Consider the following 19,704-nt stretch of genomic DNA (forward strand, 5'->3'; position numbering starts at 1 on the left):
CAGGAGGGGGCGACCTGGGGAAGAGGCCGCCCCCTCCTGTGCTGTCCGGGGTCCTTCGTCAGAGGCCCAGCGTGCTGGCGATCTCCGGGTGCGCGGTCAGGTCGACCGTGTCGGCGTCGGCGGGCAGCGGGATCTCCCGCTCGCCGTGGTCGGACAGGTCGATCGTGACGTCGAAGTCCTGCAGCCGCGTCACGTACTGCAGCAGCAGCCGGCTCTCCGTCCCCACGGCGATCGTGGCGCCGGTGCCGCTCTGGAACAGCGAGGCCAGCTCGCCGTCGATCTGCTGCGCGCCCCGCCAGGTGTACTCACCGAAGGACCCCGGGTCGTCGGCGGTGTCGGCCGACAGGCGGGTGACCATCTGCACCAGCACGTCCAGCAGCGAGGCGGTCCCGTTGGCGCCGGTGGCGGTGACCGGCCGGCGGACGTAGGTCGCGGCCGGGAGCCCGGCGCCGCTGAGCGCCTCGGCCAGCCCCGGGACGTCGCCCTGGTAGAGCTCCTCCTCGCTGAAGAACAGCGTGCGGGTCTCCTCGGGCCGGCCGTCGCCGTAGGTGGTCACGGCCTGGGCACGGCCGATGCCGCCCTGGAAGTCGATCTCGCCGGTGAGGGTCAGCTCGGCGCCCTGGGCGTAGGGCGCGCGGACCTCGAAGTCGGCGCCACCGGCCTCGCGGTCGGCGTACAGGACCTGGCTGAGGACCTCGGCCTCCTGGGTGCTGACCGGGTCACCGGGCGTCCGCTGCGCGGCCTCGTCCGCACCACAGCCGGCCAGCAGTGCGGCGACCACGCCGAGGACCGCGACCCGGGAGGACAGGCGCGCGAGCGGACGAGGACGGCGGAGGGAGCGCATGGGCTCAAGCGTAAGGACCTCCTCGCCCCCCACCCCTCGCGAGCTCGGGGCGGGCCCCTGCGAGGAGGCCGAACAGACCAGGGCCCCGGACCGTGAGGTCCGGGGCCCTGTGTGGGACCTGCGTCAGCGCTCGACGTCGCCGCGGATGAAGGCCTCGACGGCGTCCCGCGCGGTGCTGTCGTCGTACTGCTCCGGCGGGCTCTTCATGAAGTACGAGGACGCCGACAGGATCGGGCCACCGATGCCGCGGTCCTTGGCGATCTTCGCGGCGCGGACGGCGTCGATGATGATGCCGGCCGAGTTCGGGGAGTCCCAGACCTCGAGCTTGTACTCCAGGCTCAGCGGGACGTCGCCGAACGCGCGGCCCTCGAGGCGGACGTAGGCCCACTTGCGGTCCGACAGCCACGGCACGTGGTCCGAGGGGCCGATGTGGACGTTGTCCTTGCCCATGTCCCGGTCGACCTGGCTGGTGACGGCCTGGGTCTTGGAGATCTTCTTGGACTCCAGGCGCTCGCGTTCGAGCATGTTCTTGAAGTCCATGTTGCCGCCGACGTTGAGCTGCATGGTGCGGTCGAGCTGCACGCCGCGGTCCTCGAAGAGCTTGGCCAGCACGCGGTGGGTGATGGTGGCGCCGACCTGGCTCTTGATGTCGTCGCCGACGATCGGCACACCGGCGTCGGTGAACTTCTGCGCCCACTCCGGCGTCCCGGCGATGAAGACGGGCAGGGCGTTGACGAAGGCGACGTTCGCGTCGATGGCGGCCTGTGCGTAGAACTCCGCGGCCTGCTGCGAACCGACGGGCAGGTAGCAGACGAGGACGTCGGCGCCGGACTCGCGGAGGGCGGCGACCACGTCGACCGGGGTCTCGTCGGACTCCTCGACGATCTCGCGGTAGTACTTGCCCAGCCCGTCGAGGGTGGTGCCGCGCTGGACGGTCACGCCGAGCGGCGGGACGTCGGCGATCTTGATCGTGTTGTTCTGGCTGGCGGAGATCGCCTCGGACAGGTCGCGGCCGACCTTCTTGCCGTCGACGTCGAACGCGGCGACGAACTCGATGTCGGAGACGTGGTAGTCACCGAACCGGACGTGCATGAGGCCGGGGACCGTGGCGGTCTCGTCGGCGTCCTTGTAGTACTCCACGCCCTGGACGAGCGAGGCGGCGCAGTTCCCGACGCCGACGATGGCGACCTTGACCGATGCCATGGACTGTCTCCCTCCGGCGGGCCCCGCGCGGGGCCCGGACGATGTGCGGTGCGGATCAGGTGGTGCTGGTCGAGCTGTGCGGTGCGGGTGGTGCTGTCCGAGGGGCCGGCGGCTCGGTCGCCGGCGGTGCGGCACCGGGGTCGGTGCGCTCGCTGTCGATCAGCTCGGTCAGCCAGCGGACCTCGCGGTCGACGGAGTCCAGGCCGTGCCGCTGCAGCTCGAGCGTGTAGCGGTCCAGGCGCTCCTGCGTGCGGCGGAGCGACTCCAGGAGCCGGTCGCGTTGGCGCTCGAGCGTGCGGCGGCGGCCCTCGAGGATCCGCAGCCGGACGTCGGCCGCGGTGTGGGCGAAGTTGGCGAGGTGGACCCCGAAGCGGCCCTCGTCGTCGTAGGCCTCGGGGCCGGCCTCGCTGACCAGGTCGGCGAAGCGCTCCCGCCCCGCGGGCGTGATCGTGTAGACGACCTTGCCGCGCCGGCCGGTGAGCGTCGGGGCGTCGGCGGGCAGCAGGGCCCGCGGGGTCGGCTCGTCGCTGGAGATGAGCCCGGCGGCGTGCATGCGCTTGAGCGCGGGATAGAGCGAGCCGTAGGAGATGCTGCGCCGCCCGCCCAGGACGGCGGCGAGCTCCTTGCGCAGCTCGTAGCCGTGCACGGGCGACTGGTGCAGCAACCCCAGGATGGCGAACTCGAGCACCGTGTCACCTCACTCTCGGCTGGTCGATGTATCGAGACGATACATCGGAGTGTGGCGCAGACCGCAAGTCGGGACGTCCCGTCGCGTGGCCATGGCGACATCGCGGGAGTGCCTGCACGGGCCGTGGGTTGCGTACATTGACGGCGGTGCCCGGACGACGGGCGGTGGCGGACCCCGGGGTCCGGCCGGCCCGGGACGGCCACCACGCAGCGCCGGCGCCGCGTCGCGACGGAGCGGTCGACGCCGCACGGCTGGGTCCGGTGTGCCGTGTGGTGCACAGGAGCCGGATCCCGGTCCGTGCGCTGCCCGCACACAGCCAGAGACGGCATCCTGGGTGATGCCGGGCGGGGCGACACCCTCGCCACCCGACATCCCTCGAGCAGCAGGAAAGGGGCCACCGCGTGCCTCCCTTCGACGAGACCAGTCGCGTCGGCCCCAGTGCCGGCTCGGTGCGCCGCCCTCCGGCGGCGCGGTCGGCGAACGGTGGCGGCGGCGCCGCACCGCGTCGGCCCGCGCCGCCGAGCCGCACCCGGGCGACGGCCTCCCGCAGCGGTGAGGCACGTCCGCCGGCGGCCCGGTCCGGTGGCGGCAGCGGGCGACCCCCGGCCAAGCCGCCGACCGGGGGACGTCGTCCGGGTGGCTCGGGCAGTGGTGGCCCGGGCCGTCCGCCGGGTGGGGCGAAGCGCAAGCGCACCGGCAAGCAGCGGCGGCGGCGGTTCCTGAAGTTCCTCGCCGGCGCCTTCCTCAGCATGCTCGTGCTGCTGGGCGTGTTCGTCGGCGTCGTCTACGCCTCGACCGACGTCCCCTCGCCCGAGTCGATCACCAACAAGCAGACGACGGTCCTCTACTACTCCGACGGCGTCACCGAGATGGCCCGGCTGTCCGACGGGGAGAACCGCACCAGCGTCCCGCTCGCGCAGATCTCCGAGCCGGCCCGGAACGCCGTGCTCGCCGCGGAGAACAAGGGCTTCTACTCCGACCCGGGCATCTCCTTCACCGGCATCGCCCGGGCGGCCTACAACAACGTCACCGGCGGCTCCACGCAGGGCGGGTCGACGATCACCCAGCAGTACGTGAAGAACGCGATCCTGAACTCCGACCAGACCTTCAGCCGCAAGTTCAAGGAGCTCTTCCTCGCGGTCAAGCTGGACAACGAGTACTCCAAGGACGAGATCCTGGAGAACTACCTCAACACCATCTACTTCGGCCGCGGCGCCTACGGCATCGAGACCGCGGCGAACACCTACTTCGGCGTGCCGGCGTCCCAGCTGACCGCCGAGCAGGGCGCGGTGCTCGCGGTGCTGATCCGCAACCCCAGCGCCAACGACCCCGAGACCAACCCCGAGGGCGCGCAGAAGCGCTGGGGCCTGGTGCTCGACGCCATGGTCGAGTCCGGCTGGGTCGACCCGGCCGCGCGGACGCCGATGGTCTACCCACCGGTGCAGCCCAAGAAGGGCGCCAACCTGGGCATCCCGTCCGGGCCGGAGGGCCTCATCGTCGAGCAGGTGCTCGACGAGCTGGCTTCCCCGGACATGGGCTTCGAGAACGTCGAGGGCGCCGGCCTGCGGGTCACCACCACGATCAACAAGGGCCACCAGGAGGCCGCCGTCGCCGCGGTGAACGACGTGATGGAGGGCGAGGACAAGGACCTGCGGCAGGCCCTCGTGGCGATCGACCCCCGCACCGGTGGCGTGCTGGCATACTACGGCAACAAGCAGCACGGCAGCGACGACCCGACCGTCGACACCACCGACTACGCCCAGGCATACAAGCAGCCGGGTTCGTCGTTCAAGCCGTACACGGTCGCCACGGCGCTGCAGAACGGCTTCAGCGTCGACTCCAAGCGCGACGGCACGTCCCCGCAGGAGTTCAAGGACCGCGAGCGCGAGGTCGTGAACTCGAACAACGCGCAGTGCGCCGCCTGCACGATCAAGGAGGCGGTCACCCGGTCGCTGAACACCACCTTCTACGGGCTGGCCTTCGACATGGGCCCGGCGAAGGTGGCCGAGCAGGCGCGGGCGGCGATGGGCATCGACGCGACCTGGCCGGACGACGCCACCGTGCCGGAGACGCTGCGCGGCAAGCCGACGCTGGCCAGCCCGCAGAACGGCCAGACCGGTGGGGCCATCGGCATCGGTGAGTACGAGGTCCGCCCGATCGACCAGGCCGTCGGCTTCGCCACGCTGGCCGCGGGCGGGATGTACCACGAGCGGCACTTCGTGGCCCAGGTCGCCGACAGCACCGGCGCGGTCGTGCGCACCGTGACCGGTGCCGAGAACGCCCGGTCGGTCATCCCGGCCGACGTCGCCAGCGACACCACGTTCTCCATGGACGGGGTGGCCAAGGCGTCCAAGCGCCTGCTGGAGGGCAACCGCCCGGTGGCTTCCAAGACCGGCACCCAGGGGCTGGGCGCGGAGAACTCCGACGCCTGGATGGTCGGGTTCACCCCGTCGATCTCCACGGCCGTGTGGATGGGCACCCAGGGCATCGCGCCCATCCGCAACGCCCAGGACGACATCATCTACGGCTCCGGCCTGCCCGGTGCGATCTGGCAGCAGTTCATGGACACCGTGCTGGCCGGCACCCCGGAGGAGCCGCTGCCCACCAAGGCGGTGATCAAGGCCGACTCGTCGGTGACCGACGCCGCCGAGGAGACGACCGAGGCGCCGGCCACCAGCAGCGAGGCGCAGGCGACCCAGGTGCAGCAGGAGCGCCCCGCACCGGCGTCCTCGACCGCCGCCGCCCCGACCACCGGAGCGGCCGAGCAGCGGGCTCGGGACCGGGCGAGGACGGAGGCCGAGCGGGCGCGTCAGGCGGCAGCCGAGGCGAGCAGGTCGGCCGCGGCGGCGAGCAGCTCGGCAGCGGCGGAGACCACGCCCGCGCCCGTCACCGAGGAACCCGACACCGAGCAGCCCGTGCCGTCGGGTCCGGTGCAGCCGGTCCCCACCCAGAGCACCAACTGACGCGGGCACACTGACCGCGTGACCGCACCGTCGACGGGCCCGTCCTCTGCACTCCCGGAGGGCGGGCCCGTCGCGTCGGGCGCCTCCGCGGTGACCCGCCGGCGGGCCGACGCCGCCGTCCCGGGTGAGCCCGACCGCGTCGTCCCCAGCTGGGTGGACCCGGTGGTCGCGCAGGCCAGCGAGGCCGTCGGTGGCCCGTGGGGCCGGCACGCCGTCACCGGTCAGGCGCTGTTCTGGACGCCGCTGCGGGTGTGCCTGCTGTTCACCGTGGCGGTGCTGGGGCTGGCCTGGGCCAAGCAGGCGCCGTGCGCGGACGGCGACTGGTCGGGCTCGAAGCAGTACACCCACCTCTGCTACAACGACGCCGTCCCGCTGTTCGGCATCCACGGCCAGGACGAGGGCCTGGTGCCCTACCTGGACTCCGCGGTCGAGTACCCGGTGCTCACCGGTGGCCTGATGCAGCTGGCCGCGGTGGTCGGCCGGGCCTACGACGCGCTGGCCGCCGGTCCGGGCCTGCTGCCGGACACCGTGCCGGTGGAGACGTACTACGTCGCCACCTGCCTGCTGCTGTCCGCGCTGGCGCTGCTGGTCACCCGCGGCGTCCTGGGCCTGACCGGACGCCGTCCCTGGGACGCGGCGATGGTGGGCCTCTCGCCGTTGCTGCTGGTGCACGCCTTCACCAACTGGGACGCACTCGCCGTCGCGCTGACCACCTTCGGGATGCTCGCCTGGGCCCGTCGCCGTCCGGTGCTGGCCGGTGTGCTGATCGGCCTGGGGATCGCCGCCAAGCTCTACCCGGTGCTGCTGCTGGGCGCCCTGCTGGTGCTGTGCCTGCGCGCCGGCCGGCTGCGGGCCTGGGCGGCGACCACGGTGGCGGCGGCTCTCGCCTGGCTGGTGGTCAACGTGCCGGTCGCCCTGGCCGCGCCGGAGAACTGGGCCCGGTTCTTCAGCCTCAGCGACACCCGTCCGGCCAACCCGGAGAGCATCTGGGCGATGCTGCTGGACCTCACCGACGGGCAGGCCCTCGACGGGCCGCTGGCCACCGGGCAGACGCCGTCGGTGCTCAACGCGACCGTCGCGGTGCTGATGATCGCCACCTCGGCCGGGGTGGCCTTCCTGGCGCTGGCGGCACCCGTGCGCCCGCGGGTGCCGCAGCTGGCGTTCCTGCTGGTCGCGGCCTTCCTGCTGTTCAACAAGGTGTGGAGTCCGCAGTACTCGCTGTGGCTGCTCCCGCTGGCGGTGCTGGCCCGGCCGCGCTGGCGTGAGCTGCTCGTCTGGCAGGTCACCGAGGCCCTGGTCTGGCTCACCACGATGCTGTACTACCTCGGCACCGACAACCGCGGCATCGGCGTCGAGTGGTTCTACCTGTCCGTCGGGGTGCGGGACGTCGTCGTCCTGGTGCTGGCCGGCCTCGTGGTGCGCGACGTCTGGCGCCCGGACGCCGACCTGGTGCGGCGCAGCTGGCCGGGCACCGACGACCCCGCCGGCGGGGTCCTCGACGGCACCCCCGACCGGTTCGTCCTGCGCCGCCGGCGGCTCGTGGCCGCCTAGGCGAGGGCCTCGCGGAGCAGGCTGATCTCCTCGGCGTGACCGGCGGCGTCACCGGGGGTCTCCAGCACGACCGGGGCGCCGGCGGCGCGGGCGACGCCGACCAGCAGCTCCAGCGGGATCTTCCCCGCGCCCAGCGGTGCGTGCCGGTCGCGCCCGGAGGCGGCGGGGTCGCGGCTGTTGTTCAGGTGCACCAGGTCGATCCGCCCGGTGACCGCCCGGACGTCGTCCACCACGCGGGTGAGGTCCCAGCCGGCGGCCCAGGCGTGGCAGGTGTCCAGTACGAACCCGGCGCCGAACACCCCCACGGCGTCCCAGAGCCTGGCCACGGCGGCCAGCTCACGGGCCATCGCGTTGTCCCCGCCTGCGGTGTTCTCGATCAGCACCGGGACGCCGAACCCGCCCTCGTCGGCCTGCCGGGAGAACGTCTTGCGCCAGTTGTCGACGCCGGCTGCCGGGTCGTCCTTGGCGAGCACGTGCCCGCCGTGCACGACCATGCCGGTCGCCCCGACGGCCGCCGAGGCCGCCGCGTGCTGGGCGAGCAGCTTGCGGCTGGGGATGCGGATCCGGTTGTTGGTCGAGGCGACGTTGACGATGTAGGGCGCGTGCACGAAGACGGCGACGTCGGAGGCCAGCAGGTCCGCGGCGTCCGGGCGGGGCAGCGGCTTCTTCCAGCCCTGCGGGTCGGCGAGGAACACCTGGACGGCGTCGGCGTCCATCTCCGCGGCGCGGGCCAGCGGGCCGCCGTCGTCCAGCTCGTTGTCCTCGGTCAGGCCCGGTCCGACGTGCACACCGATCAGCTGCTCAGCCACCCGGCGACCCTAGTGCGCGCGCCGGTGCCCGGGCCCGCTGAACCGGCCCGTCCACAGCGCGGAGGACCTGAGGTGGCCGCGCTGGTAGCCTGTGCGGTGCTCGTCCCGTCTGCTGCCCGCTCCCGTGGGTCACGGCGGGGTGGGCGACGCGTGTACGACCCTCCTGCTGCAGATCCCCTGCGGCCGCTGAGACCAGAGGAGGTGGGGTTCTCCGTGCGTCACTACGAACTGATGATCATCCTCGACCCCGAGCTCGAGGAGCGCACCATCGCTCCCAGCCTGGACCGTTTCCTGACCGTCGTCACCAACTCCGGTGGCACCGTCAAGACCGAGATCTGGGGCCGCCGTCGGCTGGCCTACGAGATCCAGAAGAAGGTCGAGGGCATCTACGCCATCGTCGACATCCAGGCCGAGCCTGCCGCTGTCGCCGAGCTGGACCGCCAGCTGAACCTCAACGAGTCCATCCTGCGCACCAAGCTGATGCGGCCCGAGGTCCACTGACCATGGCCGGCGAGACCGTCATCACCGTCATCGGGAACCTGACGGCCGACCCGGAGCTGCGGTTCACCCCGTCCGGCGCCGCCGTCGCCAACTTCACCGTCGCCTCGACCCCCCGCACCTTCGACCGTCAGTCGCAGGAGTGGAAGGACGGCGAGGCGCTGTTCCTGAGGTGCAACGTCTGGCGTCAGGCGGCGGAGAACGTCGCCGAGTCCCTCACCCGCGGTTCGCGGGTCATCGTGTCGGGGCGGCTCAAGCAGCGCTCCTTCGACACGAAGGAGGGCGAGAAGCGCACCGTCATCGAGCTCGAGGTCGACGAGATCGGCCCCTCGCTCCGTTACGCCACGGCCAAGGTCACCCGCGCTGCACGCAGCGAGGGTGGCGGCGGCGGCGGTGGTTTCGGCGGCGGCAACGGTGGCGGTGGCGGCGGCGGCGGCTTCTCCGGCGGCGGTGCGAGCGACCCCTGGTCGACTCCCCCGGCGTCCTCGGACGAGCCTCCCTTCTGAACCGGGCCCCTCACGGGCGCCCACTCACATCTCTGAACTGATCTCCCAGGAGAACCCCAAGTGCCGAAGCCTCCCCCCCGCAAGATCAAGAAGAAGGTCTGCCAGTTCTGCAAGGACAAGGCGACCTACGTGGACTACAAGGACACGACCCTGCTGCGGAAGTTCATCTCCGACCGCGGCAAGATCCGTGCCCGCCGCGTCAGCGGCAACTGCAGCCAGCACCAGCGTGACGTCGCCGTGGCCGTGAAGAACAGCCGCGAGATGGCACTGCTGCCCTACACCTCCACGGCGCGCTGACCATGAGCACCATGAAGCTGATCCTGACCGCCGAGGTGACCGGTCTCGGTTCCTCCGGCGACACCGTCGAGGTCAAGGGCGGCTACGGCCGCAACTACCTCCTGCCGCGTGGGCTGGCCATGATCGCCACCCGCGGGGCCGAGAAGCAGATCGCCGGTCTGCGTCGTGCGCGTGACGCGCGTGACGTGCGCACGCTCGAGGAGGCCCAGGCGCTCGCCGCCCGCCTCTCGGGGCTGACCGTGACCCTGCCCGCGCGCTCCGGTGACGGTGGCCGTCTGTTCGGCCGCATCACCACCGCCGACGTGGCCGCTGCGGTCACCGCCGCCGGTGGCCCGGAGCTGGACCGTCGTCGCATCGAGCTGCCCAGCAGCATCAAGAGCGTCGGCACCCACACCGTCACGGTGCGGGTCCACCCCGAGGTCAGCGTCCCGGTCACCCTGGACGTCGTCGCCGGCTGAACCACCACCTCCTGCTCCTGCAGGAGGTCGCCCGAGGGGCGTCGGACTCCGGTCCGGCGCCCCTCGTGGCGTTCCCGGGCCCGGTCACCCGTCCCCCGTGTCGACACGGCGCCTCCGACGGCCCGTGGACGGCGGGGTCGACCCGGGCGGTCCGCAGGTGGTGGTCGGTGTGCTCCGCCACCCGTGGCCGAGCGGCTGGACCACCGCGTGCGGTGCCCGTGTGACCAGCGGTGACGACCCGACACGCCGGTGGTGGAGAACACCCCGCCGGTCGGCGGATTTCTCCTGTCCACACCCCGGGACAGAGCGGAGTGCAGGTGACGGGCGGGTTGACGGCACCCGACGGACTCCGGTCCCCCGCCGTCTCCACACGGTGACCACCGCAATCCACCGACTTGTCCACAAGTTGTGCAGAGAGGCGTGCACAGCGGTGTTGGACGGACCCCCTCCCCGGTTCCTACCGTCGTCCCCAGCTCCCGCCGGACCGAGGACTGTCGGCACCCGGTGGTAGTCGTGTGCCGAACACATGTTCGAGCAGGACGCGCCGCGCCGAGGAGCCCCCGGGCACCCCGAGCACGGCAGAGGAGGGTGGGACCACGTGGCGGTACTCGACGACATCAGCAGGCCGCGGGCCGCGGCTCCGGAGTACGACCGGCAGCCCCCTCAGGACGTCGCTGCTGAGCAGTCCGTGCTCGGCGGCATGCTGATGAGCAAGGACGCCATCGCCGACGTGGTGGAGGTCCTGCACGGTGCCGACTTCTACCGCCCGGCCCACCAGATCGTCTTCGACGTCGTCCTGGACCTCTACGGCCGCGGTGAGCCCGCCGACGCGATCACCGTCGCCGCCGAGCTCAACCGCACCGACCAGCTGTCCAAGATGGGCGGCGCGGTCTACCTGCACACCCTCATCGCCTCCACGCCCACCGCGGCGAACGCCGGCTACTACGCCGCGATCGTCGCCGAGCAGGCCGTGCTGCGGCGGCTGGTCGAGGCCGGCACCCGCGTCGTCCAGCTCGGCTACGGCGCGGCGGGCGGCAAGGGCGACGTCGACGACATCGTCGACCGCGCGCAGCAGGAGATCTACGACGTCACCGAGAAGCGGATGAGCGAGGACTACTCGCGTCTCGCCGACGTCCTGCAGCCCACCATGGACGAGCTGGACGCCATCGCCTCCCGCGGTGGCACCGCCCGCGGCGTCCCGACCGGCATCCGCGACCTCGACGAGCTGACCAACGGCCTGCAGTCCGGGCAGATGGTCGTCATCGCGGCCCGCCCCGGTGTGGGCAAGTCGACCCTGGGCCTGGACATCGCCCGGTCGGCGTCGGTGCACCACCACATGCCGGCGGCGATCTTCTCGCTCGAGATGAGCAAGCACGAGATCACCATGCGTCTGCTGTCGGCGGAGGCGAAGGTCCCGCTGCACCACATGCGCGCCGGCTCGCTGTCGGACGAGGACTGGTCCAAGCTGGCCCGCCGGATGGGCGAGATCGCCGACGCCCCGCTCTACATCGACGACTCACCGAACATGACGATGATGGAGATCCGGGCCAAGGCCCGGCGGCTCAAGCAGCGCAACGACCTCAAGCTGATCGTCATCGACTACCTCCAGCTGATGACCTCGGGCAAGAAGGTCGAGAGCCGCCAGCAGGAGGTCTCGGAGTTCTCCCGTGCGCTCAAGCTGCTGGCCAAGGAGCTCGAGCTCCCCGTGATCGCGATGAGCCAGCTCAACCGTGGGTCGGAGCAGCGTCAGGACAAGAAGCCGATGCTGTCCGACCTCCGTGAGTCCGGCTCGATCGAGCAGGACGCCGACATGGTCATGATGATCCACCGCGAGGACATGTACGAGAAGGAGTCCCCGCGGGCCGGCGAGGCCGACATCATGCTGGTCAAGCACCGCAACGGCCCGACCGCCAACGTCACCGTCGCCTTTCAGGGCCACTACAGCCGCTTCGTCGACATGGCGAACTAGCCGACCGGTCACCGCCCCGAGTCGACTCGACACGCCGCCCTCACCAGGCGGTTCCCTCCACGCCTCTCCTCCGGCTACCTTGCCGCGGCACACCTCGTCCGCCCGGGCGCCGGTCGTCGCACGAGGGCAGGAGAGTGCACGTGTCGGTGCCCACGGGGCTGCGTCGTCGTCGGTGGTCGTGGGCGGTGGCGGCCGCGGCCGTGGTGGGTGTGCTGTGCGGGACGCCGGGTGTCGCGTCGGCGGCTGACGACAACGAGCCGGCGAGGGTCGCCGTCGCCGCGAAGTACGCCGCCCTGGGTGGGCCGTCGGGGACCCTGGGGGCCGCCGTCGGCTCGCTCTCCTGTGACGGGCTGGACTACGCGTACAGGTGCGTACAGGACTACGAGCGCGGTGCGATCAGCTGGGCGCGGCTCGGGGGGACCTACGCGGTCACCGACCCCGCGGTCTTCGCCAGGTGGGCAGCCAGTGGCGCCGAGCCGGCCTACCGCACCATCGGCCAGCCCACCGCGGACACGTTCTGCGGGCTCGCCGGTGGCGGTTGCGGGCAGCACTTCGAGCGCGGGTCGATCTACTGGTCACCGCCTGTGGGTCGTGCGCTGCTGGTCGACGAGGAGGCGAGGGACGACTGGCGCGTTCTGGGCTGGGAGCGCGGCCCGATGGGCTTCCCGGTGACCGAGGAGGAGTGCACCCTCCGTGAGGACGGCTGCATCCAGCGCTTCACCGGAGGAGCCGTCTACTCCAGCTCCGACCCTTACGTCACGAGCGCGGTCGTCGCCGGCCCGGTGGCGGACCGATGGGCCGCGCAGGGCTGGGAGCGGGGCCCGCTGGGCTACCCGACCTCGAGCACGTTCTGCGGGCTGCGCGGTGGCGGCTGCGGTCAGCACTTCCGCGGCGGGTCCGTCTACTCCACGCCGGCTGGCACCTTCGTCGTCGACGGTGCGCGGCGAGAGTTGTGGGCCGCGCAGGGCTGGGAGAACGGGGCGCTGGGCTACCCGACCAGCGGCGCCTTCCGCACGCAGTCGTGGGGCGACGGTCAGCACTTCGAGGGTGGGTCGATCTACGCGTCGGTGGGTCAGACGATCGTGGTGCCCGACCCCATCCGTGCCAAGTGGGGTTCACTCGGCTGGGAGAGGAGTGTCCTCAACACGCCCACCACGCCGGCCTTCTGCGGGTTGCGCGACGGGGGCTGCGGCCAGCACTTCATGGGCGGTTCCGTGTACACGTCCCGGTCGGGGACGTTCACGGTGATGTTGCCGTTCCGCGACCGCTGGGCGGCCGAGGGCTGGGAGAACGGACGACTGGGCTACCCGACCAGCGACAAGTTCGAGGGCCTGTACACCCGGGGACAGGCCTTCCAGGGTGGGACGGTCTACACGTACAACGGGAACCTCCACCTCGTGCCGAGCTCGCTCCTGGGGGCCTACGCCGCGCAGGGCTGGGAGCGTGGCGGGCTGGGGCTGCCGACGTCCGAGGCGTTCTGTGGACTGCGCAACGGCGGCTGCGGGCAGCACTTCCGGGGCGGCTCGATCTACACCCGCGCGGCCGGCGCCGGGGGCGTCGCGGTCCCGACGGTCATCGAGCGGGCCTGGGCAGCGTCGGGCTGGGAGTCGGGCCGGTACGGCTACCCGATCGGAGCCGCCTACGCCGTCCCGAACGGCACCGCGCAGGCCTTCGAGGGTGGCGTCCTCACCGTCGGCTGACCGACCCCACGAACCCAGGTCTTCAGAGCGGCACGCTCACCGCCCGCTGACCAGCGCCGCAGCAGGACGGCGTGCACGGACGGGTGAATCGCCTTCAGGCGAGACCGGGTGGTGTCGATACCACCGTGACGCCCCCCGTCCACCAATCCAGGGAGTTCCCTCGTGCACGCACTTCTCACCGGTCTGCTGGGCAAGGTCGGCACCGCTGGCCTCGCCGCGAAGGTCGCTGCCGGCGCCACCGCACTCGTCGTCGTCGGGGGTGGGGCTGCGGCCACGGCGCAGGCCGTCGAGTCGAACCCCGTCGCCAGCATCTCCGACGTCTCCACGGAGCCCGCGGACCCCCCGGTGAGCGAGCCGGTCGTCACCGAGCCGGAGGAGACCGAGCCCGCGCCGACCGACCCGGTCGAGCCCGCACCGGTGCCCACGGAGCCCGCACCCACCGAGCCCACGCCGGAGCCGGCGCCCACCGAGCCGGCTCCGGAGCCGGTGCCCGAGCCCGAGACCCCCGAGATCCTGGAGCCCGAGACCCCCGAGGTCCCCGAGGCCGAGACGCCCGAGGTCCCCGAGGCCGAGACGCCCGAGGTCCCCGAGGACGGCGCCGAGGAGACGCACCCGGACAACCACGGGGCCGCCGTCTCCGCGGTCGCCCATGACAAGACCCTGACCGGCCGCGACCACGGCAAGGCCGTCTCGGAGGCCGCCCGTGCCGGCAAGGACTCGGACGCGGACGACGAGGTCGAGGAGCCCGAGACCCCCGAGGTGGAGGCCGGGCAGGACACGTCCGACGGCGGCCACGGCAAGGGCGGCGGCAAGGACAAGGGCGGCAAGGGCTGAGCCCCACCGCAGCACGGTGAACCGACAGGGGCCGGGCGAACTCCTCGCCCGGCCCCTGTCGCCGTCCTCACCCGGGGTGACCGCGCGTCGCTGCGGAGGATCGGCCCGGTCCGCTCGTAGCGTCGGGAGCTGATCGACTCCCGGGGGATCCACGTGAAACACCGCATCGCCGTCCTGCTCGCCGCCACGGCGCTGGGCACCGCAGGCTGCCAGACCATCACCCCCGCCACGACCCCGGACGCCGTCTCCGAGGCGGCCCGGCAGGCACAGCCCGGCGCACCCACCGCGGGCGAGCCCGCGGTCGACGTCCTGGCCCGGCTCGCGGTCAAGGGCCGCGCCCCGGAGACCGGGTACGACCGCGACCAGTTCGGGCAGCAGTGGGCCGACGTCGACCGCAACGGCTGCGACACCCGCAACGACGTCCTGGCCCGCGACCTCGTCGACGAGGCGTTGAAGGCCGGCAGCGACTGCGTCGTGGTCACCGGCACCCTCGCCGACCCCTACACCGGGCAGACGATCCGCTTCGAGAAGGGCGACGGCAGCAGCGTCGACATCGACCACGTGGTCGCGCTGAGCAACGGCTGGCAGACCGGCGCCTTCGCCTGGGACGAGGCCCGTCGCACAGCCTTCGCCAACGACCCGCTCAACCTGCTGGCCGTCGACTACTCCGCCAACCGCCAGAAGGGCGACGCCGACGCGGCCACCTGGCTGCCCGACGTCACCGGGTACCGCTGCACCTACGTCGCCCGGCAGGTCGCGGTGAAGGCCACGTACGGGCTGTGGGTGACCCAGGCCGAGCACGACGCGATCACCCGGGTGCTGGACACCTGCCCCGACCAGCCGGTCCCCGGCCCGGACGCCGCACCGGCGGCCGGGACCGCCGCGGCACCGTCCAGCGCCCCCGTCACCGAGCCCTTCGCGAACTGCGCTGCGGTCCGGGCCGCCGGCGCGGCACCACTGCACCGCGGCGACCCGGGCTGGTCCGACACCATGGACGGCGACGGGGACGGCGTCGCCTGCGAGTGACCCCGGCGCCGCGGCGCCGGGGTCACTCCCCCGCTCAGCCGCGCACCACGCGGCCGTCGGCCAGCCGCACCAGCGTGCCGCCCTGGAAGGACTGGGCGAGCATGCCGCGGTAGTCGAAGGTCTCCCCGGTCGGGTAGCCGAGCTGGCCGTTCTCCCAGCCCTGCGCTGCCCAGGCGTCCCGGAAGACGGTCGGGACGACGACGGCCGGGGTGGACGCCGACCGGTAGACCGACCCGCCCTGGAAGTGCTGGCCGCACCCGCCGTCCCGCAGCCCGCAGAAGGTGTCGCTGGTCGGGTAGCCCAGCGGGCCCCGTTCCCAGCCCTGCGCGGCCCACCGGTCGCGGATCGCGGTCCTGACCACCACGGGGCCACCGGCCGGCGTCGAGTAGATCGAGCCGCCCTGGAAGTGCTGGCCGCACCCGCCGTCGGGCAGGCCGCAGAACAACTCGGTGGTCGGGTACCCGAGCACACCGTTCTCCCAGCCGGTGGACGTCCACTTCTCCAGGACGACGCTGGTCACCCGGGACGCCCCGGTGGCCGGGGACCAGTAGATGGACCCGAACTGGAAGTGCTGACCGCAGCCACCGCCTTTCAGACCGCAGAAGGTGTCCCGGGTCGGGTAGCCGAGGCCCATCTCCCAGCCCGTGGCGGCCCAGCGGTCACGGACCGGCCCGGTGACGATCCGGGCGTCCGTGGTGGGTGACCAGTAGATCGAGCCGCCGGCGTAGTGCTGGTAGCAGCCCGAGCGGACCAGCCCGCAGACCTCAGCGGTGGTCGGTGCCCCCAGCGGGCCCGAGGGCCCACCGGAGGCGGCGTACTTCACCGCGATGGGGCTGGCGTCCGCCACCGCCGCCGGTGCGCCGAGGGCGGATGCCCGGGCCGGTGCCGCGGACAGCAGCAGGACGGCCAGCAGGCCCAGGACGAGCGTGACGGTGGCCCGCGCGGGCCGCAGCAGGTGGGGTCTCCCCGGGGCGAGGGTGGTCATCGCGGTCTCCCGTTCGTCGTCGGCGCCCTGTGCGCACGTACCGGACGACGCCGGACCGTAGCGGTGGTCGCACGCCGCGCGCAGCCCCTTTCCGCACGGCCGACGGTGCCGGCTGCGCGGCGTTCAGCCGTCGGTGCGCAGCAGCGGCGGGTGCAGCGCCGCCGCCGGGCCACGGCGGTACAGCTGGGCCGGCCGGCCGCCGTCCCGGGTGGTCGTCTCCCCCGTCGGCTCCAGGAAGCCGGCGGTGCCGGTGACCTTGCGGTGGAAGTTGCGCGGGTCCAGCCGGCGTCCCCACACCGCCTCGTAGACCCGGCGCAGCTCGGCCACGGTGAACTCCGGTGCGCAGAACGACGCGCCCAGCGAGCTGTACTCCAGCTTGGCCCGGGCCCGCTCGACGCCGTCCCGCAGCACGGTGTCGTGGTCGAAGGCCAGCCCGGGGGACACCTCGGCGACCGGCGCCCAGCGGGCCGCCGCCGCGTCCGAGCCGGCCCGTGGCGCGGGCGGGTCGGCGACCAGGGCGAGGTGGGCGACGGTGACCACCCGCATCCGCGGGTCGCGGCCCGGCGTCCCGTAGGAGGCCAGCTGCTCGAGGTGGGCGCTGGCCGGGCCGACGCCGGTCTCCTCGGCCAGCTCCCGCTGCGCCGCGGCCAGCAGGTCCTCGTCCGGCTGCACGAACCCGCCGGGCAGTGCCTCCTGCCCGGCGAAGGGCTCCTCCCCCCGGCGCACCACCAGGACGGCGAGCTCGTCGGCGGCCACCGTCAGCGCCACCAGGTCGACGGTGACGGCGACGGCGGGGAAGTCGGTCGGGTCGTAGCCGGGCACGGCACGAGACTAATCGTCGGCTTGACGAGAAGCGAGGTGAGCACTTATCGTCATTCCGACGACAACGGCACGACCGAGGAGTCCCTGATGGCCGACATCACCCGCTACCCGTTCACCCGCCACCTGCGGGGCTCGGCGACGGCGCACGTGCAGCACGTCCGCAACGGCCGCACCGTGCACGCCGGCACCGGCGCCAGCTTCTGGTTCCGCCCGCTGTCGGCGGTGCTCAGCGAGATCCCGGTCGACGACCGCGAGCTGCCGCTGCTGTTCCACGCCCGGACGGCGGACTTCCAGGACGTCACCGTGCAGATGACGCTGACCTCGCGGTTCACCGACCCGGCGCTGGCCGCGGCCCGCGTCGACTTCTCCATCGACCCGGAGACCGGCCGGTGGCGGGGCACCCCGCTGGACCAGGTCGCCGGCCTGCTCACCGAGTCGGCCCAGCAGCACGCGCTCGACCTGCTCACCGTCACCGATCTGACCACCACCCTCACCCGGGGCGTCACGCCGGTGCGCGAGGCCGTGGCCCGCGGGCTGGCCGCCGACGCCCGGCTGGCCGAGACCGGGATCGCGGTGATCGACGTCCGGGTGGTGGCCATCCGGCCCGAGCCGGAGCTGGAGCGGGCACTGCAGACGCCGACCCGCGAGCAGGTGCAGCAGCAGGCCGACCGGGCCACCTACGAGCGCCGGGCCAACGCCGTCGAGCGCGAGCGGTCGATCAGCGAGAACGAGCTGGCCAACCAGATCGAGCTGGCCCGCCGCGAGGAGGAGCTGGTCGGCCAGCGCGGCGTCAACGCCCGGCGGGAGGCCGAGCAGGCCGCGGCCGCCGCGGAGGTGGCCAGCGAGGCCCAGGCCCGCCGCGACGAGCGGGCCGCGGCGGTGCGGGCGCAGACCCAGCGGGTGCTGGGCGCGGCCGCCGCCGAGGCGAAGGAGGCCGAGCTGGCCGCCTACGCCGGGGTCGCGCCGGAGGTGCTGGTCGCGCAGGCGGTACAGCAGCTGGCGGCGAACCTGCCGCGGATCGAGAGCCTGGTGCTCACCCCCGACCTGCTGGCCCCGGTGCTGGCCAAGCTGGGCGCGCGATGAGCCTGGCCCCGCGGGTGGTCGTCGTGTCCCGGGCCACCGAGCTCACCGAGCTGGTGGCCCGGCACGGCACCCCGGCCGCCGCCGCGTTCTTCCTCCGCACCCGCGGCCGGGACGTCGACGACGTCCGGGCCCGGGACGCCGCCCAGACGCAGGCCGTGGCCACCGCGACCGCCGGGATCCCGCTGGACTGGCGCCGCGGCAGCGTGGAGCGCGCCGACCTCCCCCGCTTCCTGTTCGCCCCCGACGACGTCGTCCTGGTGGTCGGCCAGGACGGGCTGGTGGCCAACGTCGCCAAGTACCTCGACGGGCAGACCGTGATCGGCGTCGACCCCGAGCCCGGCCGCAACCCCGGCGTGCTGGTGCGGCACCGGCCGGACGACGTGGCCGCGCTGCTGCGCGACCGGCCGGCCCCGACGCCGCTGACCATGGTCGAGGCGGTCACCGACGACGGGCAGTCGCTGCGGGCGCTCAACGAGGTCTACGTGGGCTCCCCCACCCACCAGACCGCCCGCTGGCGGCTCACCGCCCCGGGGGCCGAGCCGGAGCGTCAGGCGTCGTCCGGGCTGATCGTGGCCACCGGCACCGGGTCGACCGGCTGGTGCCGGTCGGTGTGGCTGGAGCGGCACAGTGCGCTGCGGCTGCCCGGCCCGGTGGAGCCCCAGCTGACCTGGTTCGTGCGCGAGGCGTGGCCGTCGCCGGTCACCGGCACGTCGTCCACCGAGGGGCTGCTCGGCCCGGACGACGCGCTGCGGGTGACCGTCGAGAGTGACCGGCTGGTCGTCTTCGGCGACGGCCTGGAGGCCGACCACCTGGACCTCTCCTACGGCCAGACGGTCACCCTCCGCCGGTCCGCCACCCACCTCTCCCTCGCCTGAGCCCCCTGAGGGCGAAAGTGGCCACTTTCGCTCCCGGAGAGCGGTCAGTCGCGGAGGTTGAGCTGGTCGTGCTCCAGCGCGAAGGCGTCGAGCTCCTCGGTGGACGGCGTCCGGCCGTCGGCGTGCAGCTCGACCAGCCCGGTGAAGTACTCCTCCCGCGGGATGCCGGGGGTGAACAGGATCAGGAAGCGGGCGCCGACGTCGGGCCCGGCCGACCGGAAGCCGTGCACCCCCGAGCGGGGCACGTACACCAGGTCACCGGCGTGCGCGGTCGTCCACGCGCCGTTCGCGAGCACGGCCAGCGACCCCTTGAGCACGTGGAAGGACTCGCTGAACGTGCGGTGCAGGTGCGGGCCCGGCCCACTGCCGCCCGGCGGCATGGTCACCTCGAACAGGCCGAGGTCGCCGCGGGTCTGGCTCCCGGTGGCGATGAACCGGGTGCGGCCGGCGGACCCCTGGTCTGCGGCGCGGGACCAGGTGGCCGGGTCGGGCAGGTACGTCATGCCCCGTGCCTACACCGGGGAGAGCACGGCCACCAGGAGGGCGCCGTCCCGGCTGGCCCCCACGACGGGACGAAAGTGGCCACTTTCGCC

General features: G+C 73.1%; 19 protein-coding genes. 12 read left to right on the plus strand and 7 right to left on the minus strand.

Annotated features, from left to right (window positions below; all coding sequences use genetic code 11):
- Nucleotides 1-58: 58 nt before the first annotated feature.
- From O2W14_RS00980 to O2W14_RS00990, 3 genes are all read right to left on the minus strand, one after another.
- Nucleotides 59-844, minus strand: a complete 786-nt coding sequence (locus O2W14_RS00980; RefSeq protein WP_269174218.1) for a hypothetical protein — start codon at nt 842-844, stop codon at nt 59-61.
- Between the two features lie 123 nt (nt 845-967).
- Nucleotides 968-2,047, minus strand: a complete 1,080-nt coding sequence (locus O2W14_RS00985; RefSeq protein ID WP_269174219.1) for an inositol-3-phosphate synthase — start codon at nt 2,045-2,047, stop codon at nt 968-970.
- A 55-nt stretch (nt 2,048-2,102) separates the two neighbouring features.
- Complete coding sequence (locus tag O2W14_RS00990) at nt 2,103-2,735, minus strand: PadR family transcriptional regulator (protein ID WP_269174220.1); 633 nt, start codon at nt 2,733-2,735, stop codon at nt 2,103-2,105.
- A gap of 401 nt (nt 2,736-3,136) precedes the next feature.
- On the opposite strand from O2W14_RS00990, the gene O2W14_RS00995 reads away from it, so the two are divergent.
- Nucleotides 3,137-5,698, plus strand: a complete 2,562-nt coding sequence (locus tag O2W14_RS00995; protein WP_269174221.1) for a transglycosylase domain-containing protein — start codon at nt 3,137-3,139, stop codon at nt 5,696-5,698.
- Between the two features lie 18 nt (nt 5,699-5,716).
- A complete protein-coding gene (locus tag O2W14_RS01000) occupies nt 5,717-7,249 on the plus strand; it encodes a glycosyltransferase family 87 protein (protein ID WP_269174222.1) in 1,533 nt (510 codons plus the stop codon).
- Here the strand turns inward: O2W14_RS01000 and O2W14_RS01005 are convergent.
- Nucleotides 7,246-8,058: a deoxyribonuclease IV gene (locus tag O2W14_RS01005; protein ID WP_269174223.1), complete on the minus strand. Its 813-nt coding sequence runs from the start codon at nt 8,056-8,058 to the stop codon at nt 7,246-7,248. The two genes, O2W14_RS01000 and O2W14_RS01005, sit on opposite strands and share 4 nt — an antisense overlap.
- 213 nt (nt 8,059-8,271) lie before the next feature.
- Between O2W14_RS01005 and rpsF the strand changes: the two genes are divergently transcribed.
- From rpsF to O2W14_RS01045, 8 genes are all read left to right on the plus strand, one after another.
- Nucleotides 8,272-8,559 carry a 30S ribosomal protein S6 gene (gene rpsF / locus O2W14_RS01010; RefSeq protein WP_163610179.1) on the plus strand — a complete coding sequence of 96 codons (288 nt, stop codon included), beginning with the start codon at nt 8,272-8,274 and terminating at the stop codon, nt 8,557-8,559.
- A 2-nt stretch (nt 8,560-8,561) separates the two neighbouring features.
- Nucleotides 8,562-9,062: a single-stranded DNA-binding protein gene (locus O2W14_RS01015; RefSeq protein ID WP_269174224.1), complete on the plus strand. Its 501-nt coding sequence runs from the start codon at nt 8,562-8,564 to the stop codon at nt 9,060-9,062.
- 60 nt (nt 9,063-9,122) lie between these two features.
- On the plus strand, nt 9,123-9,359 hold the full coding sequence (rpsR, locus tag O2W14_RS01020; RefSeq protein WP_163610177.1) for a 30S ribosomal protein S18: 237 nt from the start codon (nt 9,123-9,125) through the stop codon (nt 9,357-9,359).
- Between the two features lie 11 nt (nt 9,360-9,370).
- A complete protein-coding gene (gene rplI, locus O2W14_RS01025; RefSeq protein ID WP_269174225.1) occupies nt 9,371-9,817 on the plus strand; it encodes a 50S ribosomal protein L9 in 447 nt (148 codons plus the stop codon).
- 598 nt (nt 9,818-10,415) lie between these two features.
- On the plus strand, nt 10,416-11,786 hold the full coding sequence (gene dnaB / locus O2W14_RS01030) for a replicative DNA helicase (protein WP_269174226.1): 1,371 nt from the start codon (nt 10,416-10,418) through the stop codon (nt 11,784-11,786).
- A gap of 140 nt (nt 11,787-11,926) precedes the next feature.
- On the plus strand, nt 11,927-13,486 hold the full coding sequence (locus tag O2W14_RS01035; protein WP_269174227.1) for an LGFP repeat-containing protein: 1,560 nt from the start codon (nt 11,927-11,929) through the stop codon (nt 13,484-13,486).
- A 162-nt stretch (nt 13,487-13,648) separates the two neighbouring features.
- Nucleotides 13,649-14,320, plus strand: coding sequence for a hypothetical protein (locus O2W14_RS01040; protein ID WP_269174228.1), 672 nt, complete (start codon nt 13,649-13,651; stop codon nt 14,318-14,320).
- Between the two features lie 153 nt (nt 14,321-14,473).
- The gene (locus O2W14_RS01045; protein ID WP_269174229.1) at nt 14,474-15,346 is read left to right on the plus strand and encodes a GmrSD restriction endonuclease domain-containing protein; all 873 of its coding nucleotides are present in this window, start codon (nt 14,474-14,476) and stop codon (nt 15,344-15,346) included.
- Between the two features lie 34 nt (nt 15,347-15,380).
- On the opposite strand, the gene O2W14_RS01050 is transcribed toward O2W14_RS01045, so the two are convergent.
- Nucleotides 15,381-16,331 carry an LGFP repeat-containing protein gene (locus O2W14_RS01050; RefSeq protein WP_269174230.1) on the minus strand — a complete coding sequence of 317 codons (951 nt, stop codon included), beginning with the start codon at nt 16,329-16,331 and terminating at the stop codon, nt 15,381-15,383.
- A gap of 123 nt (nt 16,332-16,454) precedes the next feature.
- Nucleotides 16,455-17,153 carry an NUDIX hydrolase gene (locus O2W14_RS01055; protein ID WP_269174231.1) on the minus strand — a complete coding sequence of 233 codons (699 nt, stop codon included), beginning with the start codon at nt 17,151-17,153 and terminating at the stop codon, nt 16,455-16,457.
- A 36-nt stretch (nt 17,154-17,189) separates the two neighbouring features.
- Between O2W14_RS01055 and O2W14_RS01060 the strand changes: the two genes are divergently transcribed.
- Nucleotides 17,190-18,236 carry an SPFH domain-containing protein gene (locus O2W14_RS01060; protein ID WP_269174232.1) on the plus strand — a complete coding sequence of 349 codons (1,047 nt, stop codon included), beginning with the start codon at nt 17,190-17,192 and terminating at the stop codon, nt 18,234-18,236.
- Nucleotides 18,233-19,111: a hypothetical protein gene (locus O2W14_RS01065; RefSeq protein WP_269174233.1), complete on the plus strand. Its 879-nt coding sequence runs from the start codon at nt 18,233-18,235 to the stop codon at nt 19,109-19,111. The genes O2W14_RS01060 and O2W14_RS01065 overlap by 4 nt, the downstream gene beginning before the upstream one ends.
- 44 nt (nt 19,112-19,155) lie before the next feature.
- On the opposite strand, the gene O2W14_RS01070 is transcribed toward O2W14_RS01065, so the two are convergent.
- A complete protein-coding gene (locus O2W14_RS01070; RefSeq protein ID WP_269174234.1) occupies nt 19,156-19,614 on the minus strand; it encodes a cupin domain-containing protein in 459 nt (152 codons plus the stop codon).
- Nucleotides 19,615-19,704 lie beyond the last annotated feature (90 nt).

The sequence above is a fragment of the Modestobacter sp. VKM Ac-2986 genome, assembly GCF_026967795.1.
Taxonomy (GTDB): domain Bacteria; phylum Actinomycetota; class Actinomycetes; order Mycobacteriales; family Geodermatophilaceae; genus Modestobacter.